Annotated in this window: 16 protein-coding genes; 9 read left to right on the top strand and 7 right to left on the bottom strand. The window is 67.6% G+C overall.

Annotated features, from left to right (window positions below; translation table 11 throughout):
- Positions 1-21: 21 nt before the first annotated feature.
- The 3 genes from ACFU5M_RS15070 to ACFU5M_RS15060 all read right to left on the bottom strand — a co-directional run bounded on the left by ACFU5M_RS15070 (position 22) and on the right by ACFU5M_RS15060 (position 1,980).
- Positions 22-786, bottom strand: a complete 765-nt coding sequence (locus ACFU5M_RS15070; protein ID WP_379049036.1) for a hypothetical protein — start codon at positions 784-786, stop codon at positions 22-24.
- Between the two features lie 191 nt (positions 787-977).
- Complete coding sequence (locus ACFU5M_RS15065) at positions 978-1,352, bottom strand: helix-turn-helix domain-containing protein (RefSeq protein WP_379049040.1); 375 nt, start codon at positions 1,350-1,352, stop codon at positions 978-980.
- 142 nt (positions 1,353-1,494) lie between these two features.
- Positions 1,495-1,980 carry a nitroreductase family deazaflavin-dependent oxidoreductase gene (locus ACFU5M_RS15060; RefSeq protein WP_379049035.1) on the bottom strand — a complete coding sequence of 162 codons (486 nt, stop codon included), beginning with the start codon at positions 1,978-1,980 and terminating at the stop codon, positions 1,495-1,497.
- A gap of 184 nt (positions 1,981-2,164) precedes the next feature.
- Between ACFU5M_RS15060 and ACFU5M_RS15055 the strand changes: the two genes are divergently transcribed.
- Positions 2,165-3,031 carry a mycofactocin-coupled SDR family oxidoreductase gene (locus ACFU5M_RS15055; RefSeq protein WP_379049034.1) on the top strand — a complete coding sequence of 289 codons (867 nt, stop codon included), beginning with the start codon at positions 2,165-2,167 and terminating at the stop codon, positions 3,029-3,031.
- 15 nt (positions 3,032-3,046) lie between these two features.
- Here ACFU5M_RS15055 and ACFU5M_RS15050 read toward each other — a convergent pair whose 3' ends face one another.
- Both ACFU5M_RS15050 and ACFU5M_RS15045 read right to left on the bottom strand, forming a co-directional pair.
- A complete protein-coding gene (locus ACFU5M_RS15050; protein WP_379049033.1) occupies positions 3,047-3,625 on the bottom strand; it encodes a TetR/AcrR family transcriptional regulator in 579 nt (192 codons plus the stop codon).
- Positions 3,626-3,725: 100 nt separating this feature from the next.
- On the bottom strand, positions 3,726-4,601 hold the full coding sequence (locus tag ACFU5M_RS15045; RefSeq protein WP_379049032.1) for an LLM class F420-dependent oxidoreductase: 876 nt from the start codon (positions 4,599-4,601) through the stop codon (positions 3,726-3,728).
- A gap of 369 nt (positions 4,602-4,970) precedes the next feature.
- On the opposite strand from ACFU5M_RS15045, the gene ACFU5M_RS15040 reads away from it, so the two are divergent.
- The 7 genes from ACFU5M_RS15040 (at position 4,971) to ACFU5M_RS15010 (ending at position 12,265) form a co-directional block, all read left to right on the top strand.
- Entirely contained in the window at positions 4,971-6,173 is a 1,203-nt protein-coding gene (locus ACFU5M_RS15040) for a cytochrome P450 (RefSeq protein WP_379049031.1), read from the top strand.
- A 61-nt stretch (positions 6,174-6,234) separates the two neighbouring features.
- Entirely contained in the window at positions 6,235-6,462 is a 228-nt protein-coding gene (locus ACFU5M_RS15035; protein WP_062978071.1) for a ferredoxin, read from the top strand.
- On the top strand, positions 6,462-7,013 hold the full coding sequence (locus ACFU5M_RS15030; protein ID WP_379049030.1) for a nuclear transport factor 2 family protein: 552 nt from the start codon (positions 6,462-6,464) through the stop codon (positions 7,011-7,013). Before ACFU5M_RS15035 ends, ACFU5M_RS15030 begins: the two co-directional genes overlap by 1 nt.
- A 5-nt stretch (positions 7,014-7,018) precedes the next feature.
- A complete protein-coding gene (locus ACFU5M_RS15025) occupies positions 7,019-8,269 on the top strand; it encodes a hypothetical protein (protein ID WP_379049029.1) in 1,251 nt (416 codons plus the stop codon).
- A 25-nt stretch (positions 8,270-8,294) separates the two neighbouring features.
- Positions 8,295-9,896 carry an acyl-CoA synthetase gene (locus tag ACFU5M_RS15020; protein WP_379049028.1) on the top strand — a complete coding sequence of 534 codons (1,602 nt, stop codon included), beginning with the start codon at positions 8,295-8,297 and terminating at the stop codon, positions 9,894-9,896.
- A gap of 1 nt (position 9,897) precedes the next feature.
- Entirely contained in the window at positions 9,898-11,007 is a 1,110-nt protein-coding gene (locus ACFU5M_RS15015; protein WP_379049027.1) for a dihydrodipicolinate reductase, read from the top strand.
- A 31-nt stretch (positions 11,008-11,038) separates the two neighbouring features.
- Positions 11,039-12,265 carry a cytochrome P450 gene (locus ACFU5M_RS15010; protein WP_379049026.1) on the top strand — a complete coding sequence of 409 codons (1,227 nt, stop codon included), beginning with the start codon at positions 11,039-11,041 and terminating at the stop codon, positions 12,263-12,265.
- A gap of 60 nt (positions 12,266-12,325) precedes the next feature.
- On the opposite strand, the gene ACFU5M_RS15005 is transcribed toward ACFU5M_RS15010, so the two are convergent.
- Positions 12,326-13,690, bottom strand: a complete 1,365-nt coding sequence (locus ACFU5M_RS15005) for a cytochrome P450 (RefSeq protein ID WP_379049025.1) — start codon at positions 13,688-13,690, stop codon at positions 12,326-12,328.
- A gap of 183 nt (positions 13,691-13,873) precedes the next feature.
- Here ACFU5M_RS15005 and ACFU5M_RS15000 point away from each other — a divergent pair, with 183 nt between their 5' ends.
- Positions 13,874-15,073: an MCE family protein gene (locus ACFU5M_RS15000; RefSeq protein WP_379049024.1), complete on the top strand. Its 1,200-nt coding sequence runs from the start codon at positions 13,874-13,876 to the stop codon at positions 15,071-15,073.
- On the opposite strand, the gene aztA is transcribed toward ACFU5M_RS15000, so the two are convergent.
- Entirely contained in the window at positions 15,070-15,756 is a 687-nt protein-coding gene (gene aztA, locus ACFU5M_RS14995) for a zinc ABC transporter ATP-binding protein AztA (protein ID WP_379049023.1), read from the bottom strand. The two genes, ACFU5M_RS15000 and aztA, sit on opposite strands and share 4 nt — an antisense overlap.
- Between the last annotated feature and the right edge of the window lie 56 nt (positions 15,757-15,812).

The raw sequence follows: 15,812 nt of genomic DNA, 5'->3' as shown, positions 1-15,812 counted from the left end.
GGGAAGCGCCGCCGGACCGGGTCACTTGGGTGGTGCGGGCGTGACTTGGACGGGCTTGTCGGCGAAGCGGGTGGTGCCCTCGGCTGCCTGCAGCGTGGTGAGCAGGTCGACACCCGCCACGACGAGGGTGGGGCCGCCGACCGCGATGGTCCCGAGGATGCCGCCGAGGCTCGCTCCGGTCAGCAGACCGGCCACGCAGCCGACGGCGATGGTGACCAGGCATCCGATGGTGGCGCCGATGGCGGTGCCGATGAAACCGCCGATGGCGGTGGCGAGTCCGAACTGGCCGGCGAATTCGTCACGGGCACGCCGGTTCTCGGTCATGGACGCGATCGGTTCGGCGACGAGCGTCTCGGTGACCGTCATGCCTTCCGGTCTGGCCGGCCGCAGCTCCAGCACCGTGCTGTCCTTCTTCACTTCGGGATGCACCGGAATGGTGGTGCCCGCGATCCGGAAGTCGAGCGGCAACGTCATGGCGACGTGGCCGTCGCGGTCGCGGATATCGACCACGTCGATCACTTGCCCGATGTCGGCCGGGGCCCCGGTGTGGTCGACGAGCACCCCGTTGCGCTCGGTTAGTCGAGCGTTCTCATTGTCGGCGGGCTGATCGCGCAGTGCTTTGGACAGTTCGAAGGTACCGCCCCGCAGCGCGGCGACCACCGTCTGTTCGACGATTCTGGCCGAGTAGGTGATGTCGGGAACCGGCTCGGCGTGCGCGACGCCGGAGCCGATGGTCAGCGAGCCGACGGCGAGTATCGCTGCCGCAGTGATGCCGCGGAGTTGCATGATGCGTCCATTCCTTCATCGGGTTCATACCTGCGTCCAGCACGGCCGGGCCCGCGCACTCCGGCGGCGCAAGAGCAGTCGTTAGGTCGCTGAGCAGCCTAGCAGCGCGCCCAGCTACCTATGAGCGTTCCGGCGCGACCGGTCGGAGACAACGAAAAATTCTCCGACCGGCCGGGTTTCGGATTGAGCGATCAGCGCGCCGCGGCGAGTTCGCTCGCCGCCTCGTCGCCCAGGATCGTCGCGCTGGTGCCGGGCGGCCAATCGAGTCCCGCGTCGAGCCGGTCGAGCACCTCGGCGCCCGGCCGCGGATTGCGGGACCGCTCGATCTCGCTGACCACCTTGGCCGGTGGGCCGCCGTTGCCCGCCACGTCCGCCTGCGTCCACTTCATCTCCCGCCGCCGTGCGCGCACTCGCGCGGCCAGCGCGTCGAGATCGAGCGCGAAAGCCGCCTCGACCTGGTCCTCGACCTCGGGCGCCGGTGCCACCGGCTCGTTCCGCTCTTCGGCCTGGCGCTTCTCCCGCAGCATTCCGCTGGTGATCAGCCTGGACCGTTTCCGCCTACCCATTTTCGCCACACGCTCTCCCATCCTCTGTCGAGTCGATCGATTGCGTCGCACTGCCGCGGCGGGCGGCGCCCACCGCGCCGGGAACGCTGAACATCATGGGGGAGTGCGGGTGCGGACCCGGCTCGACGCGCCGGGCGCCGGCTCAGTGCGCCTGGCCCTCCGGCTGCAGGATCAGCACCGGGATCTCGCGCTCCGTCCAGGATTGGTAGGTCTCGAAGTCCGCGTACAGGGCGACGAGCAGGGGCCACAGGCGCTTCTTCTCCTGCGGGGTCGCCACGCGGGCGCGGACGCGGCGGTGCTCGGCGCCGATCTGCACCCGGGTGGCGGGATGAGCCAGGAGGTTGAAATACCACTGCGGATGTTTCGGCAACCCGCCTTGTGAGGCCACAACCACCAGGTCGGCGCCGTCCACGAGATACAGCAGCGGGGCGGTGAACAGCTTGCCCGATTTGCGGCCCCGATGTTCGAGCAACAGGGTCGGCACCGGTTTCCGGAAGCCCGCGCCGATCCGCCATCGTCCGCCGATGCGTCCTCCGGTCCGGCGGAAGACCCAGACCTGCGCCTTGGACATGTACTTGACGAGGGCCCCGACGAGCGGCGAATCGAGATTGCGCGGGCGGTTCGCCATCACCGGCCTCCCCGCTGGGTGCGATGGGAACGGGGTGTGGCGCTCGATTCGAGGGCATTGGCAGATGTTTGATCCATAACCTTGTCCGTAGTATCGTCCAGACAGATGTCCGGTAACTATTCCATAGACGCGCGGCGCATGTCGCAGGGTGTCGGAAGCCGGCGACGAGCACGGTGGAGGAAACATGGATCGGGTCAGCGGCAAAGTCGTCCTGGTGACCGGTGCGGGACGGGGGCAGGGCCGTAGCCACGCGCTCGCCCTGGCCGAAGAGGGCGCCGACATCATCGCCTTCGACATCTGCGCCGACATCGTGAGCAACGACTACGCGCTGGCGACCGAGGAGGACCTCGCCGAGACCAAGGAGTTGGTCGCGAAGACCGGCCGCCGGGTCGTGGCCGGGAAGGTCGACGTCCGGGATCGTCCCGCGCTGCACGAGGCGATCGGGGCGGCTGTCGAGGAACTCGGACGCTTGGACGTGGTGGTGGCGAACGCCGGGATCTGCCCGCTCGGCCACCATGTGCCACTGCAGGGATTCGTCGACGTGTTCGACGTCAACTTCGTCGGCGTGGTGAACACCGTCCACGCCGCCCTGCCGCATCTGGGCGCGGGTGCCTCGATCATCGTGACCGGCTCGGTGGCGGGCCTGGTGCCGCAGACCGGATTCAACGGCCAGCAGGCGCTGCAAGGTCCTGGTGGCGACGGCTACGGCCTGTCGAAGAAGATGATCCGTTCCTACACGCAGACTTTGGCCTTGACGCTGGGGCCGAGTTCGATCCGCATCAACGCGGTGCACCCGACCAACGTCGACACCGACATGCTGCACAACCCCGGCATGTACCAGATCTTCCGTCCGGACGTGCAGAACCCGACCCGCGAGGACGCCGAGGTCACCTTTCCGTTCATGCAGGCCATGCCGATTCCCTACGTCGAGTCCTCGGACATCTCCCACGCGGTCACGTTCCTGGCTTCCGACGAGTCGCGCTACGTAACCGGCTTGCAGATGTTCGTCGACGGCGGCGCGTCGTTGAAACTGGGCCTGGCGGGGCAGTGACGCGAAAGCGACGCGTCATTTCAGGATGAGCATCGCGGACCGCTCGATGTGGTCCGCGATGTCCGAATACGATTCGTAGCCCATCCCGGCGTGCACCAGCGCGCCCGCATAGAGCAATTCGAGCGATGTCAGGATATCCGCGTCGGGAGTGCCCGACAGCGCGTGCGCCAGGCGGGTGCGGATTTCCAAACCGATGCGCGAGCGCAAATGTTCGACATCGGGATCGCGGCCGAGTAGCGCGCTGGTGACCGCACCGGACAATTCCGGTTCGTCGGCGACGAGCAACGTGATGCTGCGGAGTTCGGCGATCACGCGCACGGTGACGTCCGGATCGTCGCTCACGGGCGAGGGTGTCGCGCGCAGCCTGCGCCAGAAGATCTCCGCGACCAAGTGCTCCTTGGAGGAGAAGTAGGTGTACGCGGTGGCGGTGCCGACCTTGGCGTTGGCAGCGACCATCCGGATGGTCATGCCCGCGAACCCTTCCCGGGAAAGCACTTCCAGCGCCGACCTGGTGAGCTTGTCGACGGTGTCGGCCTGCTTTCCGGTCAAGCGCCGCCGCGTCGCTTCGACGGTTCTGGACTCGCTTTCGGACATGTGTCTAGATGGTAGTGTCGATATTCTGTTCGAGCAACTACCACGCTGCGGAAATCGTGTGTTTCCGGCCACGCCGGAATTGTTCGACGGAGGATGGGCCCTACGGCCGGTTTTCCGCGCGGAGTGGCCGGCCGAGGTCGGTCAATTTGCCGGACAACCGCTCGAGGTAGCCGAGTACCGCAGGCTCGTCCTTGTCCGGCAGGCCGTACACGACGTCGGTGACGCCGGCGTGCTCCCACTCGGCCAAGCGCGCGCCGTCCGGTTTGTAGTCGAGGGCGATCACGCGCGGATGTCCGGTTCGCCCGGCCTGCTGCCAGATGTCGTGCAGCAGGGCGAGGCGATCCGAGGTGTCCGTTTCTCCGGGTGTGGTGATCCAGCCGTCGGCGGACTCGGCTATCCAGCGAAAAGTGCGTTCGGTGCCCGCCGCGCCGATCAGCACCGGCACCGAGCGCCGCACCGGCTTGGGCCACGCCCAACTCGGCCCGAAGCGCACGTACTCGCCGTCGTGACTCGCTTCGTCCTGGCTCCACAGCGCCCGCATCGCCGCGAGGTACTCGCGCAGCACGATGCGCCGCTTGTTCGCAGGCACGCCGTGATCGGCGAGTTCGTCGGTGTTCCAGCCGAATCCGGCGCCGAGTAGTACGCGGCCGCCGCTGAGATGGTCGAGTGAGGCGATCGTCTTGGCCAGGGTGATCGGGTCGTGCTCGACCGGGAGCGCGACAGCGGTGGCCAACTCGATGCGTTCGGTGACGGCGGCCGCCATGGACAGCGCCACCCAGGGATCGAGCGTGCGCAGGTATCGGTCGTCGGGTAGCGACGCGTCGCCGGTCTGCGGGTGCGCCGAGGTGCGCGCCACCGGGATGTGGGTGTGCTCGGGGACGTAGAAGGAGGCGAATCCCGCCTGCTCCGCCGCGCGTGCGGCCGGGGCAGGAGCGATGCCGCGGTCGCTGGTGAACAGGACGATGCCGAAACGCATGGGAACCCCGTCTGGTCGAGTCGTGGTGTGGTGCTGCCCGGACTCTCGCCGGCAAGCGCCCTGCCGCCGGTCGTGTGCTGCCGGTGACGCGACACCGGTGCAACTCGGTGCTCGTGGATCACCTTATCTGGACAGCTGTTCGGACGATAGTCCGATGACGTATGCCCTGCAATAACGCGTTCTTGTTTTTGGTCGGCACGGCGTGTTCCGTGGTGTCGGATCGTGGTTTTCGAACAGATCGAGCGTTCGGGATTGTCCTGGAAATGCGTCAGTGGTACCGTCCAGACACATGTCCAGCTATGTGTCTCTTCGGTCTGAAGCCCGGTTGCTTCCCGTGGAGAACGTGTTATCGGATTCGGAGTGTGGGCGATGACCGCTGCGGTGGAGCCGGTGACGTTCGATCCGTATGACTACGGGTTTCACGAGGACCCTTATCCCACGTATCGGCGGTTGCGGGAGGAGGCGCCGCTGTATCACAACCCGGCTATGGGGTTCTGGGCGTTGTCGCGCCATGCGGATGTGGTGTCGGCGTTTCGGGACAGTGTGCGGTTGTCGAGTGCCAATGGAGTGTCGTTGGATCCGGCGGCGTGGGGGCCGCACGCGCATCGGGTGATGTCGTTTCTGGCGATGGACGATCCGCGGCATATGCGGATGCGGCGGCTGGTGTTCAAGGGCTTCACCCCGAAGCGGGTTGCGGAGATGGAAGTCCGGATCCGGGAGTTGACGCTGTCGTATCTGGAGCCCGCGTTGGCTGGTGGCTCGTTCGATTGGATCGATGAGGTCGCGGGCAAGTTGCCGATGGATGTGATCTCCGAGCTGATGGGGGTTGCGGCCGTGGATCGGGTGGAGATCCGGCGGTTGGCGGATCTGGTGGTGCATCGGGACGACGGTGTGCTGGATGTTCCGATGGCGGCGGCGGAGGCGTCGATGAAGCTGTTGGGTTATTACGCCGAGATGGTGGCCGAGCGTCGGCGTGTGCGGCGGGACGATTTGACCTCGGCGTTGCTGGATGCCGAGATCGACGGCGACACCCTGACCGACGAAGAGATCATCGGGTTCTTGTTTCTGATGGTGGTGGCCGGGAACGAGACGACCACGAAACTGCTGGGCAACGCCTTGTATTGGGGGGCGCGTAATCCGGGGGAGTACGCGAAGGTCGTGGCGGACGCGGATCTGGTGTCGGATTGGGTGGAGGAGACGCTGCGCTATGACACTTCCAGTCAGATGGTGGCGCGTACCGCGACGCAAGAGCTCGGCTACTACGGCGGTGTGATCCCGGCGGGGTCGAAGGTGTTGTTGTTGATCGGTTCGGCCAATCGTGATCCGGAGGTGTTCGACGACGGTGACAGCTTCCGGATCGATCGCGCCGACAAGTCCGGGCTGGCCAGCTTCGGTGCGGGGGTCCACTTCTGCTTGGGGGCGCACCTGGCGCGGCTGGAAGCAACCGTCGCGTTGCGGGAGTTCGCCGCTCGCGTAACCGCCTTCGACATCGTGCCGGAGGGCATCCAGCGCGTGCATTCGTCCAATGTGCGGGGTTTCGCCCACCTTCCCATCACCGTGGAGACCCGATGAGCCGCCGATCCGAACGAACCCGAATGCCCGGGTCGCCACGCCTGGCCGTGCGGAGCGGGTCATGAGAATCCGGGCCGACCTGGATCTGTGCCAAGGGCACGCGGTCTGCCAGGCCGAGGCGCCGGAGGTGTTCACGGTGCCCAAACGCGGCCGGGTCGAAATCCTCGACGACGTGCCGGACGCGGGCCTGCGGCCCGCCGTGGCGGACGCGATCCGTTACTGCCCTACTCGAGCCCTGTCGATCGCCGACGAAGACGCGACCGACCACTCCCCGAAAGGTACCGACTGATGCCAGCTTTCGACCGCGCCGAGCTCGACGAAATGATCCAGCGCTGGATCGTGGAGAACCAGCGCTGTGAGGAGAAGGGCGACTGGAAGCCGCTCGCCCAGATGTACACCGAGGACGCCACCTACGGCTGGAACTACGGCCCCACCCAGGAGTTCATGGCCGTCGGACGCGACGAGATCCGCGATCTCGCCCTCGGCCAGGAGATGGCCGGACTGGAGGGCTGGACCTACCCCTACCAGGATTTCGTGGTCGACGACCGCACCGGCAACGTCATCGGACTCTGGAAGCAGATCAGCGAGGCCGAGCGTCCGGACGGGCGCAACTACTCACCCGAAGGGATCGGCGGCAGCTGGTTCCGCTACGGCGGCGACTTCCAATGGTCCTGGCAGCGCGACTTCTTCGACTTCGGCAACGTCTCGGCGCTGTTCCTGGAGATGATCACGAACAAGGCGCTGACGCCGGGCATGCAGAAGCGTATCGAGCGCTCCGTCTCCGGTAAGCCGCTGCCCGGCTGGTATCGGATCGGCGAATCCCCCGTACCGCTGTGGTGACCGACATGGCCGCACCACACAGCCGATTCGCTGATTTGGGCCGGGACACCCTGGCGGCGCTGGTTCCCGAACTGCTCCTGTGCGGGCATCTCATCGACCGCTCCGGCATGGCGCACTCGATCGCCGCGTTCGGCCGGGAGGGCATGACCGAGATCGCCATCGAGGAGTGGCAGGTGGCCAGCCCGGTCTATACCCGGCGGATGCAGCGGGCGCTCGGCTTCACCGGTGACGGTGTCGAGACCATCTTCAAAGGCCTGCAACTGGACATCGGCGCTCCGCCGCAGTTCATGGACTTCCGGTTCCGGGTCGAAGACCATCACCACGGCGAATTCTGGCTCGACCACTGCGGTGCGCTGGCCGACGTGGAACCGATGGGCGAGGACTTCGTCGTGTCGATGTGCCACGACATCGAAGACCCGACCTTCGACGCGACCGCGCTGGCCACCAACCCGCATGCACAGGTCCGGCCCATCCACCGCCCGCCCCGCCGTCCGGCCGACCGGAAGCCGGTGTGCGCGTGGACGGTCGTCATCGATCCCGGGCACGTGCCGCCCCCGGTGCCGCCCAACGCCGACCTGGTCGCCGGGTCCGCGGCGGCGAGACTGGAGCTGGCCGCGATCGAGCGCGACGACGAGGGACGGCCGGACTACGCCGGCCCCTTGCTCAGCGACGTGCGCTTCGCGGACTTCTCCCGCTCCGCGCTGGTGCGTCTCGCCGACGAGGTCTGCCTGCAACATCATCTGCTCACCCTCGGTTTCATGATCGCGGTACGGGCCCGCGCCGACGCCGCCGCGGCGCTGGAGATCGGCCGCAGACAGTTCGCGGGGATCGCCGGGCTCACCAGTGAGCGCCTGCGCAACTGCCTCGGCCTCGGTGACGACGCCGCCGCGCTCGCGACGGTGCTGCGGCTACATCCCGCCCTGAATCCGTTGCCCTACACCGGTATCGAGATCGCAGGCACCGGTGACACGGTCACGGTGACGTTCCCGGCCGCGAGCGGTGCGCATACCGACGGAGCGTGGCCGTCGATGCTCGATCCCGAGCACCTGCAGCCACTGAACGCGCTGGTTCGCGGCGTGAACCCGCGCTTCTGCGCCGAGGTCGTCGCGGCGGGTGCGGACGGGTGGCGTGCCGCGGTCACTCTCGGCGACAAAGCGTTCCGGGAGGCGACGGAGGTCGCGCTGACCCGGTTCAGCACCGGCGCCGCCTTCGCCTTCACCGACCGGGGGATCCCCCTTCCGCTCACCGTCGTGTGACAGCCCCACCCAGAGATGGAACGACATGGCCAACAACTTCGCCGACCTCTTCGAGCACTCCGTGGACGCCATGCCCGAGCGGGTGGCGCTGATCCAGTCCGGCCGCCGCGTGACCTATCGTGAACTCGACGCCCGCGCCAACCAGTTCGCACACCACTTGGCCACTCTCGGCGTCGGCACGGGAACCCACGTGGGTTTCCAGATGCACAACAGCATCGAGACGATGGAGACGCTGATCGCGTGCTTCAAGCTCGCCGCCGTCCCGATCAACATCAACTACCGGTACGGCGTGGCAGAACTGGCCTACGTCTATGACAACGCGGATCTCGAGGTGCTCGTGCACCACGCCTGTTACGCCGAGGCCATCCAGGAAGCACGGACGCCCGGCTTGCGGCACGTGATCCGCGTCGCCGACGAATTCGGCACCGGCGCGGACGATTCAGCGGCGGGTTACGAGTCCGCCCTCGCCGGCGAACCGGCGGACCGGCCGGTGGTCCGCCGCGGCCCCGACGACCTGTTCATGATGTACACCGGCGGGACGACCGGCATGCCGAAGGGCGTCATGTGGCGGCAAGAGGACATGTGGCGGGTTCTCGGCGGCGGCATCGACTTCTACACCGGCGAACCGGTCGCCGACGAGTTCCAGCAGTCCCGCACCGGCGCCCAGGTCGATCCGAGCGCCTGGCTGGTGCTGCCGCCGCTGATTCACGCCGCGGCCATGATGCCCACCTTCACCGCGCTGTGGTCGGGCAACACCGTGCTCTTCGAGTCCCGCTTCGACGCCGGTAGCGTCTGGCGGACCGTCGCGCAGCAGCGCCCCCAGGTCATGGTGATCACCGGCGACGCCATGGCCAGACCGCTGATCGAGGCGTTCGGGCGCGAGCCGGTGGACGCCTCGTCCTTGCTGGCGATCGCCTCCGGCGCAGCACTGCTGTCGCAACCGGTGAAGAACGCACTGCTGGAGCTGTTTCCGTGGGCGATCGTCTCGGACTCGATCGGATCGTCGGAAACCGGTTTCGGCGGCATCGGGTTCGCCCAGAAGCACGACGACCCCGCCCGCGGGCCCCGCGTGCAGACCGGACGCGGTGCGGTCGTCGTGGACGACGGCGGCCACCCCGTCGCACCGGGTTCGGAAGGCTGGCTGGCCAAGACCGGCAATGTGCCGATCGGCTACTACAAGGACCCCGGCAAGACCGAGAAACTGTTCAAGACCGTCGACGGCACGCGCATGGTCGTCACCGACGACCGCGCCCGCGCCGAGACCGACGGATCGATCACGCTGATCGGTCGCGGCAACATGGTGATCAACACCGGTGGCGAGAAGGTTTTCGTCGAAGAGGTCGAAAGCGTGGTGAAGAGTCACGACGCGATCTACGACGCGGTGGTGCTCGGCGTGCCGCACGAACGCTGGGGGCATCAGGTCGCCGCCGTGGTCTCGTTGTCCGGCGCCGGGCCGGTGGAGTTCACCGACCTGCACGCGCACGTGCGTAAGTTCCTGGCCGGATACAAGGTACCCAAACAGATCTGGGTCACCGACACCATCGTCCGGGCGCCCAGCGGCAAGCCCGACTATCGGTGGGCCAAGCAGTACGTGGCCGGCCGAGGCCCCGACCACAAGGCGGACTGACGTGATCCGGGTGATCCAATGGGCGACCGGCGGGGTCGGGCGGGCCGCCATCGAAGGCATCCTCGACCATCCCGATCTGGAACTGGCCGGCGCCTGGGTGCACAGCGCGGACAAGGACGGCATGGACCTGGGCGAGCTGGTCGGCCGCCCGCCGATCGGAGTGCGCGCGAGCGCCGACGCCGACCGTCTGCTCGCCACACCGGCCGATTGCGTGCTGTACAGCCCGTTCATGGCCGACACCGAGACGGTGCGCGCGATCCTGCGGTCCGGCAAGAACATCGTCACACCGCTGGGCTGGTTCTATCCGCGCCGCGCGGAGCGGCAGCGCTACGACGAGGTATGCCGTGCCGCCGGAGTCACATTGCACGGCACCGGAATTCATCCCGGCGGTATCACCGAGAAGATTCCGCTGGTGGTGTCGGCGCTGTCGGGGGCGATCACCGAGGTCCGTGCCGAAGAATTCTCCGATATCCGCACCTACGGCGCGCCCGAGGTGGTCCGGGACTGGATGCTGTTCGGCGCCACGCCGGAGCAGGCCGCGACCAGCGTCATGGCGGACGTGCTCGCGGGCGGCTACGGCCAGTCGGTGGGCATGATCGCGGAAGCGCTGGGCATCGCGCTCGACGAGCAGTTGCGGGTGACACACGAGACGGCGGTGGCCACCGCACCGATCGATTCGCCGATCGGCCCGATCGCGCCGGGACGCGTCGCCGCGCAACGCTTCCGCTGGCAGGGGACCGTCCGCGGCGCTCCGGTGATCACGGCGGCGGTGAACTGGTTCATGGGCACCGAGCACCTCGATCCGCCGTGGACGTTCGGACCGGCGGGTGAGCGGTACGAGATCGAGATCGTCGGTGATCCGGGCGCGACGGTGACGTTCACCGGCATGCACGCGCACAGCGCCGCCGCCGGTCTGGTGCGCAATCCCGGCATCGTCGCCACGGCCATGCACTGCGTGAACTCGATTCCCTACGTCGTCGCCGCCGAACCGGGTGTGCGGACTTATCTCGAGCTGCCGCTCGTCGCAGGTCGCGCCGCCGCTTCGTTGCGCGGGGGCACTTCGTCCGCCACGGCCGATCCCGACGCCGCGCGGCGCGCTTCGCCGCGCTGACCGGCTCGCCCGTTTCATCCAGGAGGTAGCAATGGCAGCACCGGCATTACCTGTCGGATTCGACTTCACCGACCCGGCGCTGTGGGAGAACCGGAGTCCGGTGGAGGAATTCACGCAACTGCGACGGACCGCCCCGGTGTGGTGGAACGCGCAGTCCGACGAGACCTCCGGTGGTTTCCGCGACGGCGGCTATTGGGTGGTCAGCAAACTCGCCGACATCAAGGAGATCTCCAAGCATCCGGAACTGTTCTCCTCGGAGCGGAAAGGGGCGATCATCCGCCTGCCCGGCGACATCACACCGGAGCAGATGTCGCTCACCGGCGCCCTGCTGGTGAACATGGATCCGCCCAAACACTCCAAGATCCGGCGGATCATCTCCAAAGGCTTCACGCCGCGGGCGGTGGAGAATCTGCGCGCCGCACTCACCGAGCGTGCCGCGCGTATCGTGCACGACGCCAGAGCGACCGGCGGCGGCGATTTCGTCGAGCAGGTGGCTTGTGAGCTGCCGTTGCAGGCGATCGCGGAGCTGATCGGCGTGCCGCAGGAGGATCGGCGCAAGCTGTTCGACTGGTCCAACCAGATGCTCAACTACGACGACCCCGAGTACGGCGATCCCGCGATGGCCTCGGCGGAGATCCTCGGCTACGCCTGGAACATGGCCGAGCAGCGCCGCGCTTGCCCGGTGGGCGATATCGTGAGCGAACTCGTGCACGCCGACGTGGACGGCGAGGGGCTCGGCTCCGACGAGTTCGGTTTCTTCGTCATCCTGCTCGCCGTGGCGGGCAACGAGACCACGCGCAATGCCATTACGCACGGGATGAAGGCATTCGTCGACAACCCGGAGCAGTGGGAGATCTACCGGCAGCAGCGTCCGCGCACCGCGCCCGACGAGATCGTCCGCTGGGCGACCCCGGTGACCGCTTTCCAGCGCACCGCGACCGAGGACCTGGAACTCGGCGGTCAGCACATCCGGCAGGGGGAGCGGCTCGGCTTGTTCTACAGCTCGGCCAATTTCGACGAGGAGGGCTTCGAGGATCCGTTCACCTTCGACGTCCTGCGCAATCCGAACCCGCACGTGGGTTTCGGCGGCACCGGCGCGCACTACTGCGTGGGGGCGAACCTGGCCCGGTTGGAGATCGATCTGATGTTCAACGCCATCGCCGAGGTGATGCCGGATCTACGGCAGATCTGCGAGCCCGTGCGGCTGCGGTCCGGGTGGATCAACGGCATCAAGAGCTGGCGCGTGCGCTACCAGTAGATCCGGGTGCGAACTCCCCGTCACTTGTGACGGGGAGTTCGCGCGTGCCCGGCCCTGCCCTCAGTCCTTGCCGTCCTCGCGCCGCCTGCGGTAGCGAACGGTGCACGGCTGCGCGAGTTGCACGACCATCTTGGAGTGGTCGTTGCGGTAGGTCTCCGACGGCTGGGTCATCTCGAACTCCCAGTCCCGCAACAGCAGGGAGAAGATCGCCTTCAGCTGCATCAACGCGAACGCCGCGCCGACGCAGCGGTGGCGGCCCGCGCCGAACGGAATCCAGGTCCAGCGGTTGACGAGATCGGCTTGCTCGGGATCGAGGTAGCGGCCGGGATCGAACGCGTCCGGATCGGGGAAGTCCTCCGGGATCCGGTTCGAGATCGCGGGCGTGGCGGCGACGTGGTCACCGGGTTCGATGCGGTGACCGCAGACGTCGAACTCGCCTCGGGCGACCCGCATCAGGATGATCAGCGGCGGGTGCAGGCGCAGCGTCTCCTTGAGCACGGATTCCAGCACCGGGATCTGGCGCAGCGCGCCGAAGCTGATGTCGGAGCCGTCGGCGTAGAGCTCGTCGAGTTCGGCGACGACCTGGCCGAGCACCTCGGGGTGGCGCAGCAGTTCGATGATCGTCCAAGCCGCCGTGCCGGAGGTGGTGTGATGGCCGGCGAACATCATCGAGATGAAGATGCCGGTGATCTCGCTCGCGCTGAAGCGCGGTTCGCCGTTGTCACCCGGGATCGAGATGAGTACGTCGAGCATGTCCCGGTCGTCCTTGCCGGTGGGCGGGGCGGCGGCCCGGCGATCCATGATCGCCTGTACCAGCTCGACCAGCTCGGCCCGCGCCTCGTCACGGCGGCGGAAGCTCTCGATCGGGGCGTACGGGTCGACGTAGGCCAGTGCGTCGGTGCCCCGTTCCAGGTCGTGGTAGAGGTGTGCGAAACGGTCGTCGAGGTCGTTGCGGAATTTGACGCCGATCAGGCAGGCCGAGGAGGTGTAGATGGTCAGTTCGGCGAAGAAGTCGAGCAGGTCGATCTCGCCCTCGTCGCCCCAGCGCGCCAGCATCCGCTCGACCTCGCGGGCGATGGTCGCGGCGTGCCCGCGCATGTGCTCGGCGCGTAAAGCCTGGTTGTGCAGCATTTCCTTGCGGCGTTCCGGGCTGGCGTCGAAGACGACGCCGTCGCCGAAGATGGGCTTCATGAAGGGATAGGCGGCGGCTTGGTCGAGGTCCTCGTCGCCGGAGCGGAAGAAGAATTCGTTGGCCTCCGCGCCCGACAGCAGGATGACCTGTCGCCCCGCCAGGTCGAACGAGCCGACGTCGCCGCACTCCTCGCGGACCCGGCGCATCAGCCCGATCGGGTCGACGCGGAACTCCTCCAGATGACCGTGCTCGTGGTCGCCTCCGGATACCCGCCTCGGTTTCACCAGAGTCATTGGAAATCCTTCCCCAGATAAGTGTCCGAGTTTTATGATGGACACGTGTCTGGACAGTACTACGGCTAGCGAGCGTCCGGCAAGACGCGGACCTCGGCCGTCGTCGCGCAGGTGCGACCGCCATGGCCGTGACGGCCGCCGTCGCCGCACAGCCCGCGCCAAGAAGTGATCGGTGGATTCGAGATGAATTTCGGCAGGCAGACCATGCTGGTGGCGTGGCGGATGATGCGGTTGAAGGTCGCGGGGGCGGTGCTGATCCTGCTCATCACCGCGGTGGTCGTGGTCGCCGTCGCGATGTACGCCGGGCGTTTCCGCTCGACGGAGACCGTCACCGTCGAGACCTCCCGTACGGGACTGGTTCTCGACACCGACGCCAAGGTGCGGATGCGAGGCGTGGAACTCGGCCGGGTGAGCGCCGTGGAGTTGCGTGGCGACCGGGCGCGTCTGCGTCTGGCGCTCGATCCCGGGCTGCTGCGGCTGGTGCCCGCCAACGCGACGGTGGACATCCGCTCGACTACCGTGTTCGGCGCCAAGTACGTGAATTTCGTGGTGCCGAGTATTCCTTCGCCGACGCCCATGCGGCCCGGTGCGACGATCCGCGCGGAATCGGTCACCGTGGAATACAACACGCTGTTCCAGCGTCTCAGCGACATCCTGGCCCAGGTCGACCCGGGCAAGCTGAACGCCACGCTGGCCGCGTTGGGTACCGCGCTGCAGGGGCGCGGGGACCGGCTGGGCGATCTGCTCGTTCGCACGGACGACTACTTGCGGCAGATCAATCCGAGCCTGCCCGCGCTGCGGCGGGATCTGTCGTCTGCCGGGCAGGTCACCGGACTCTACGCCGATACCGCCCCCGATCTGTTGCGCACGGCGGGCAACGCCACCGTGACCGGCGCGACGGTCGCCCAGGGTGCGCGAGACCTGGATACGGTGCTGCTCAACCTCATCGGCTTGGCCGATACCACCCGGTCGGTGCTCACGGACAACGAGCGGGATCTCACCGCCGTGCCGGCAACCCTGCGGCCCACCAGTTCGCTGCTCGCCACGTACGCACCCGTGCTGCACTGCGTGGTCGTCGGCATCGCGAAGGCTCTTCCCGCGGCGGAAGCCATCATCGGGGGGTACGAGCCCGGCGCCATCTTCAACGCGAGCTTCATGTACGGCGCGCAGCCCTACCGCTATCCCGACGACCTGCCGAGGGTGAACGCGACCGGCGGGCCACGCTGTGACGGAATCCTCGACCGGGTGCCCGGAAGCCATGCCGACTACGTGGTCACCGATACCAACGAGGGCGCGCCGTTCACTCCGTCCAGCGCGGTCGTGCCGAACGCTCCCAAGGTCTTTCAGATCCTTTTCGCCGGCATGCCCGGAGTGCCGCGCTAGTCGACCGCCTCGGTGGTGTGCTCGCGCAGGACGGTGCGCGGAGCACCCTGTCCGGTGACCCGGCCGTCCCGCAACAGCAGGCAGTGGTCGGCGCGCAGGGCGTCCTCGCGGCTGTGCGTAGCGTGGACGACCGTCACACCCCGCGCGCCGACGCGGCGGATGGCCTCGGAGATCTCCTGTTGTGCCGCGGTGTCCAGGCCGGTGGTCGGTTCGTCGAGCAGCAGCAGGTCCGACTCCTGCGCGAGTGCCTGCGCGAGCAGCGCCCGTTGACGTTGGCCGCCGGAGAGGGTGTCGAGCCGGCGCTCGGCCAGGTCGGCGATGGCCATCCGGTCCAGGCACGCGCGCACCACCGCGCGGTCCTGCCGGGTGAGACGCCGCCACGCGCCGCGGTGCGCCCACCGTCCCATCGCGACTGTTTCGCGCACGGTGATCGGCAGGGTCGCGGGAACGCCGCTGTGCTGCACGACGAACGCCGGGCGCCGGAGATGATGGCGGCGAACGGTTCCCGCGGTGGTCGTGACGACACCGGCCAGGATGCCGAGCAGGGTGGACTTGCCGGAACCGTTGGGCCCGACGAGTGCGGTCACCTGTCCGGCCGGGATGGTGGCGGTGAACTCGCGCAATACCGGAAGTCCTCGGTAACCGGCGGTCACCTCGGCGACATGGACAGCTGGCGGCGGCATGGCGTGCTCCGATCACCTCATTGAAATGAAAACCGTTATCATTGTAGACTGCTGCC

Source organism: Nocardia sp. NPDC057455, from assembly GCF_042802775.1.
GTDB lineage: Bacteria > Actinomycetota > Actinomycetes > Mycobacteriales > Mycobacteriaceae > Nocardia.
Note: the sequence above shows the minus strand (reverse complement) of the source record. Positions and strands in the feature narration are given on the sequence as shown.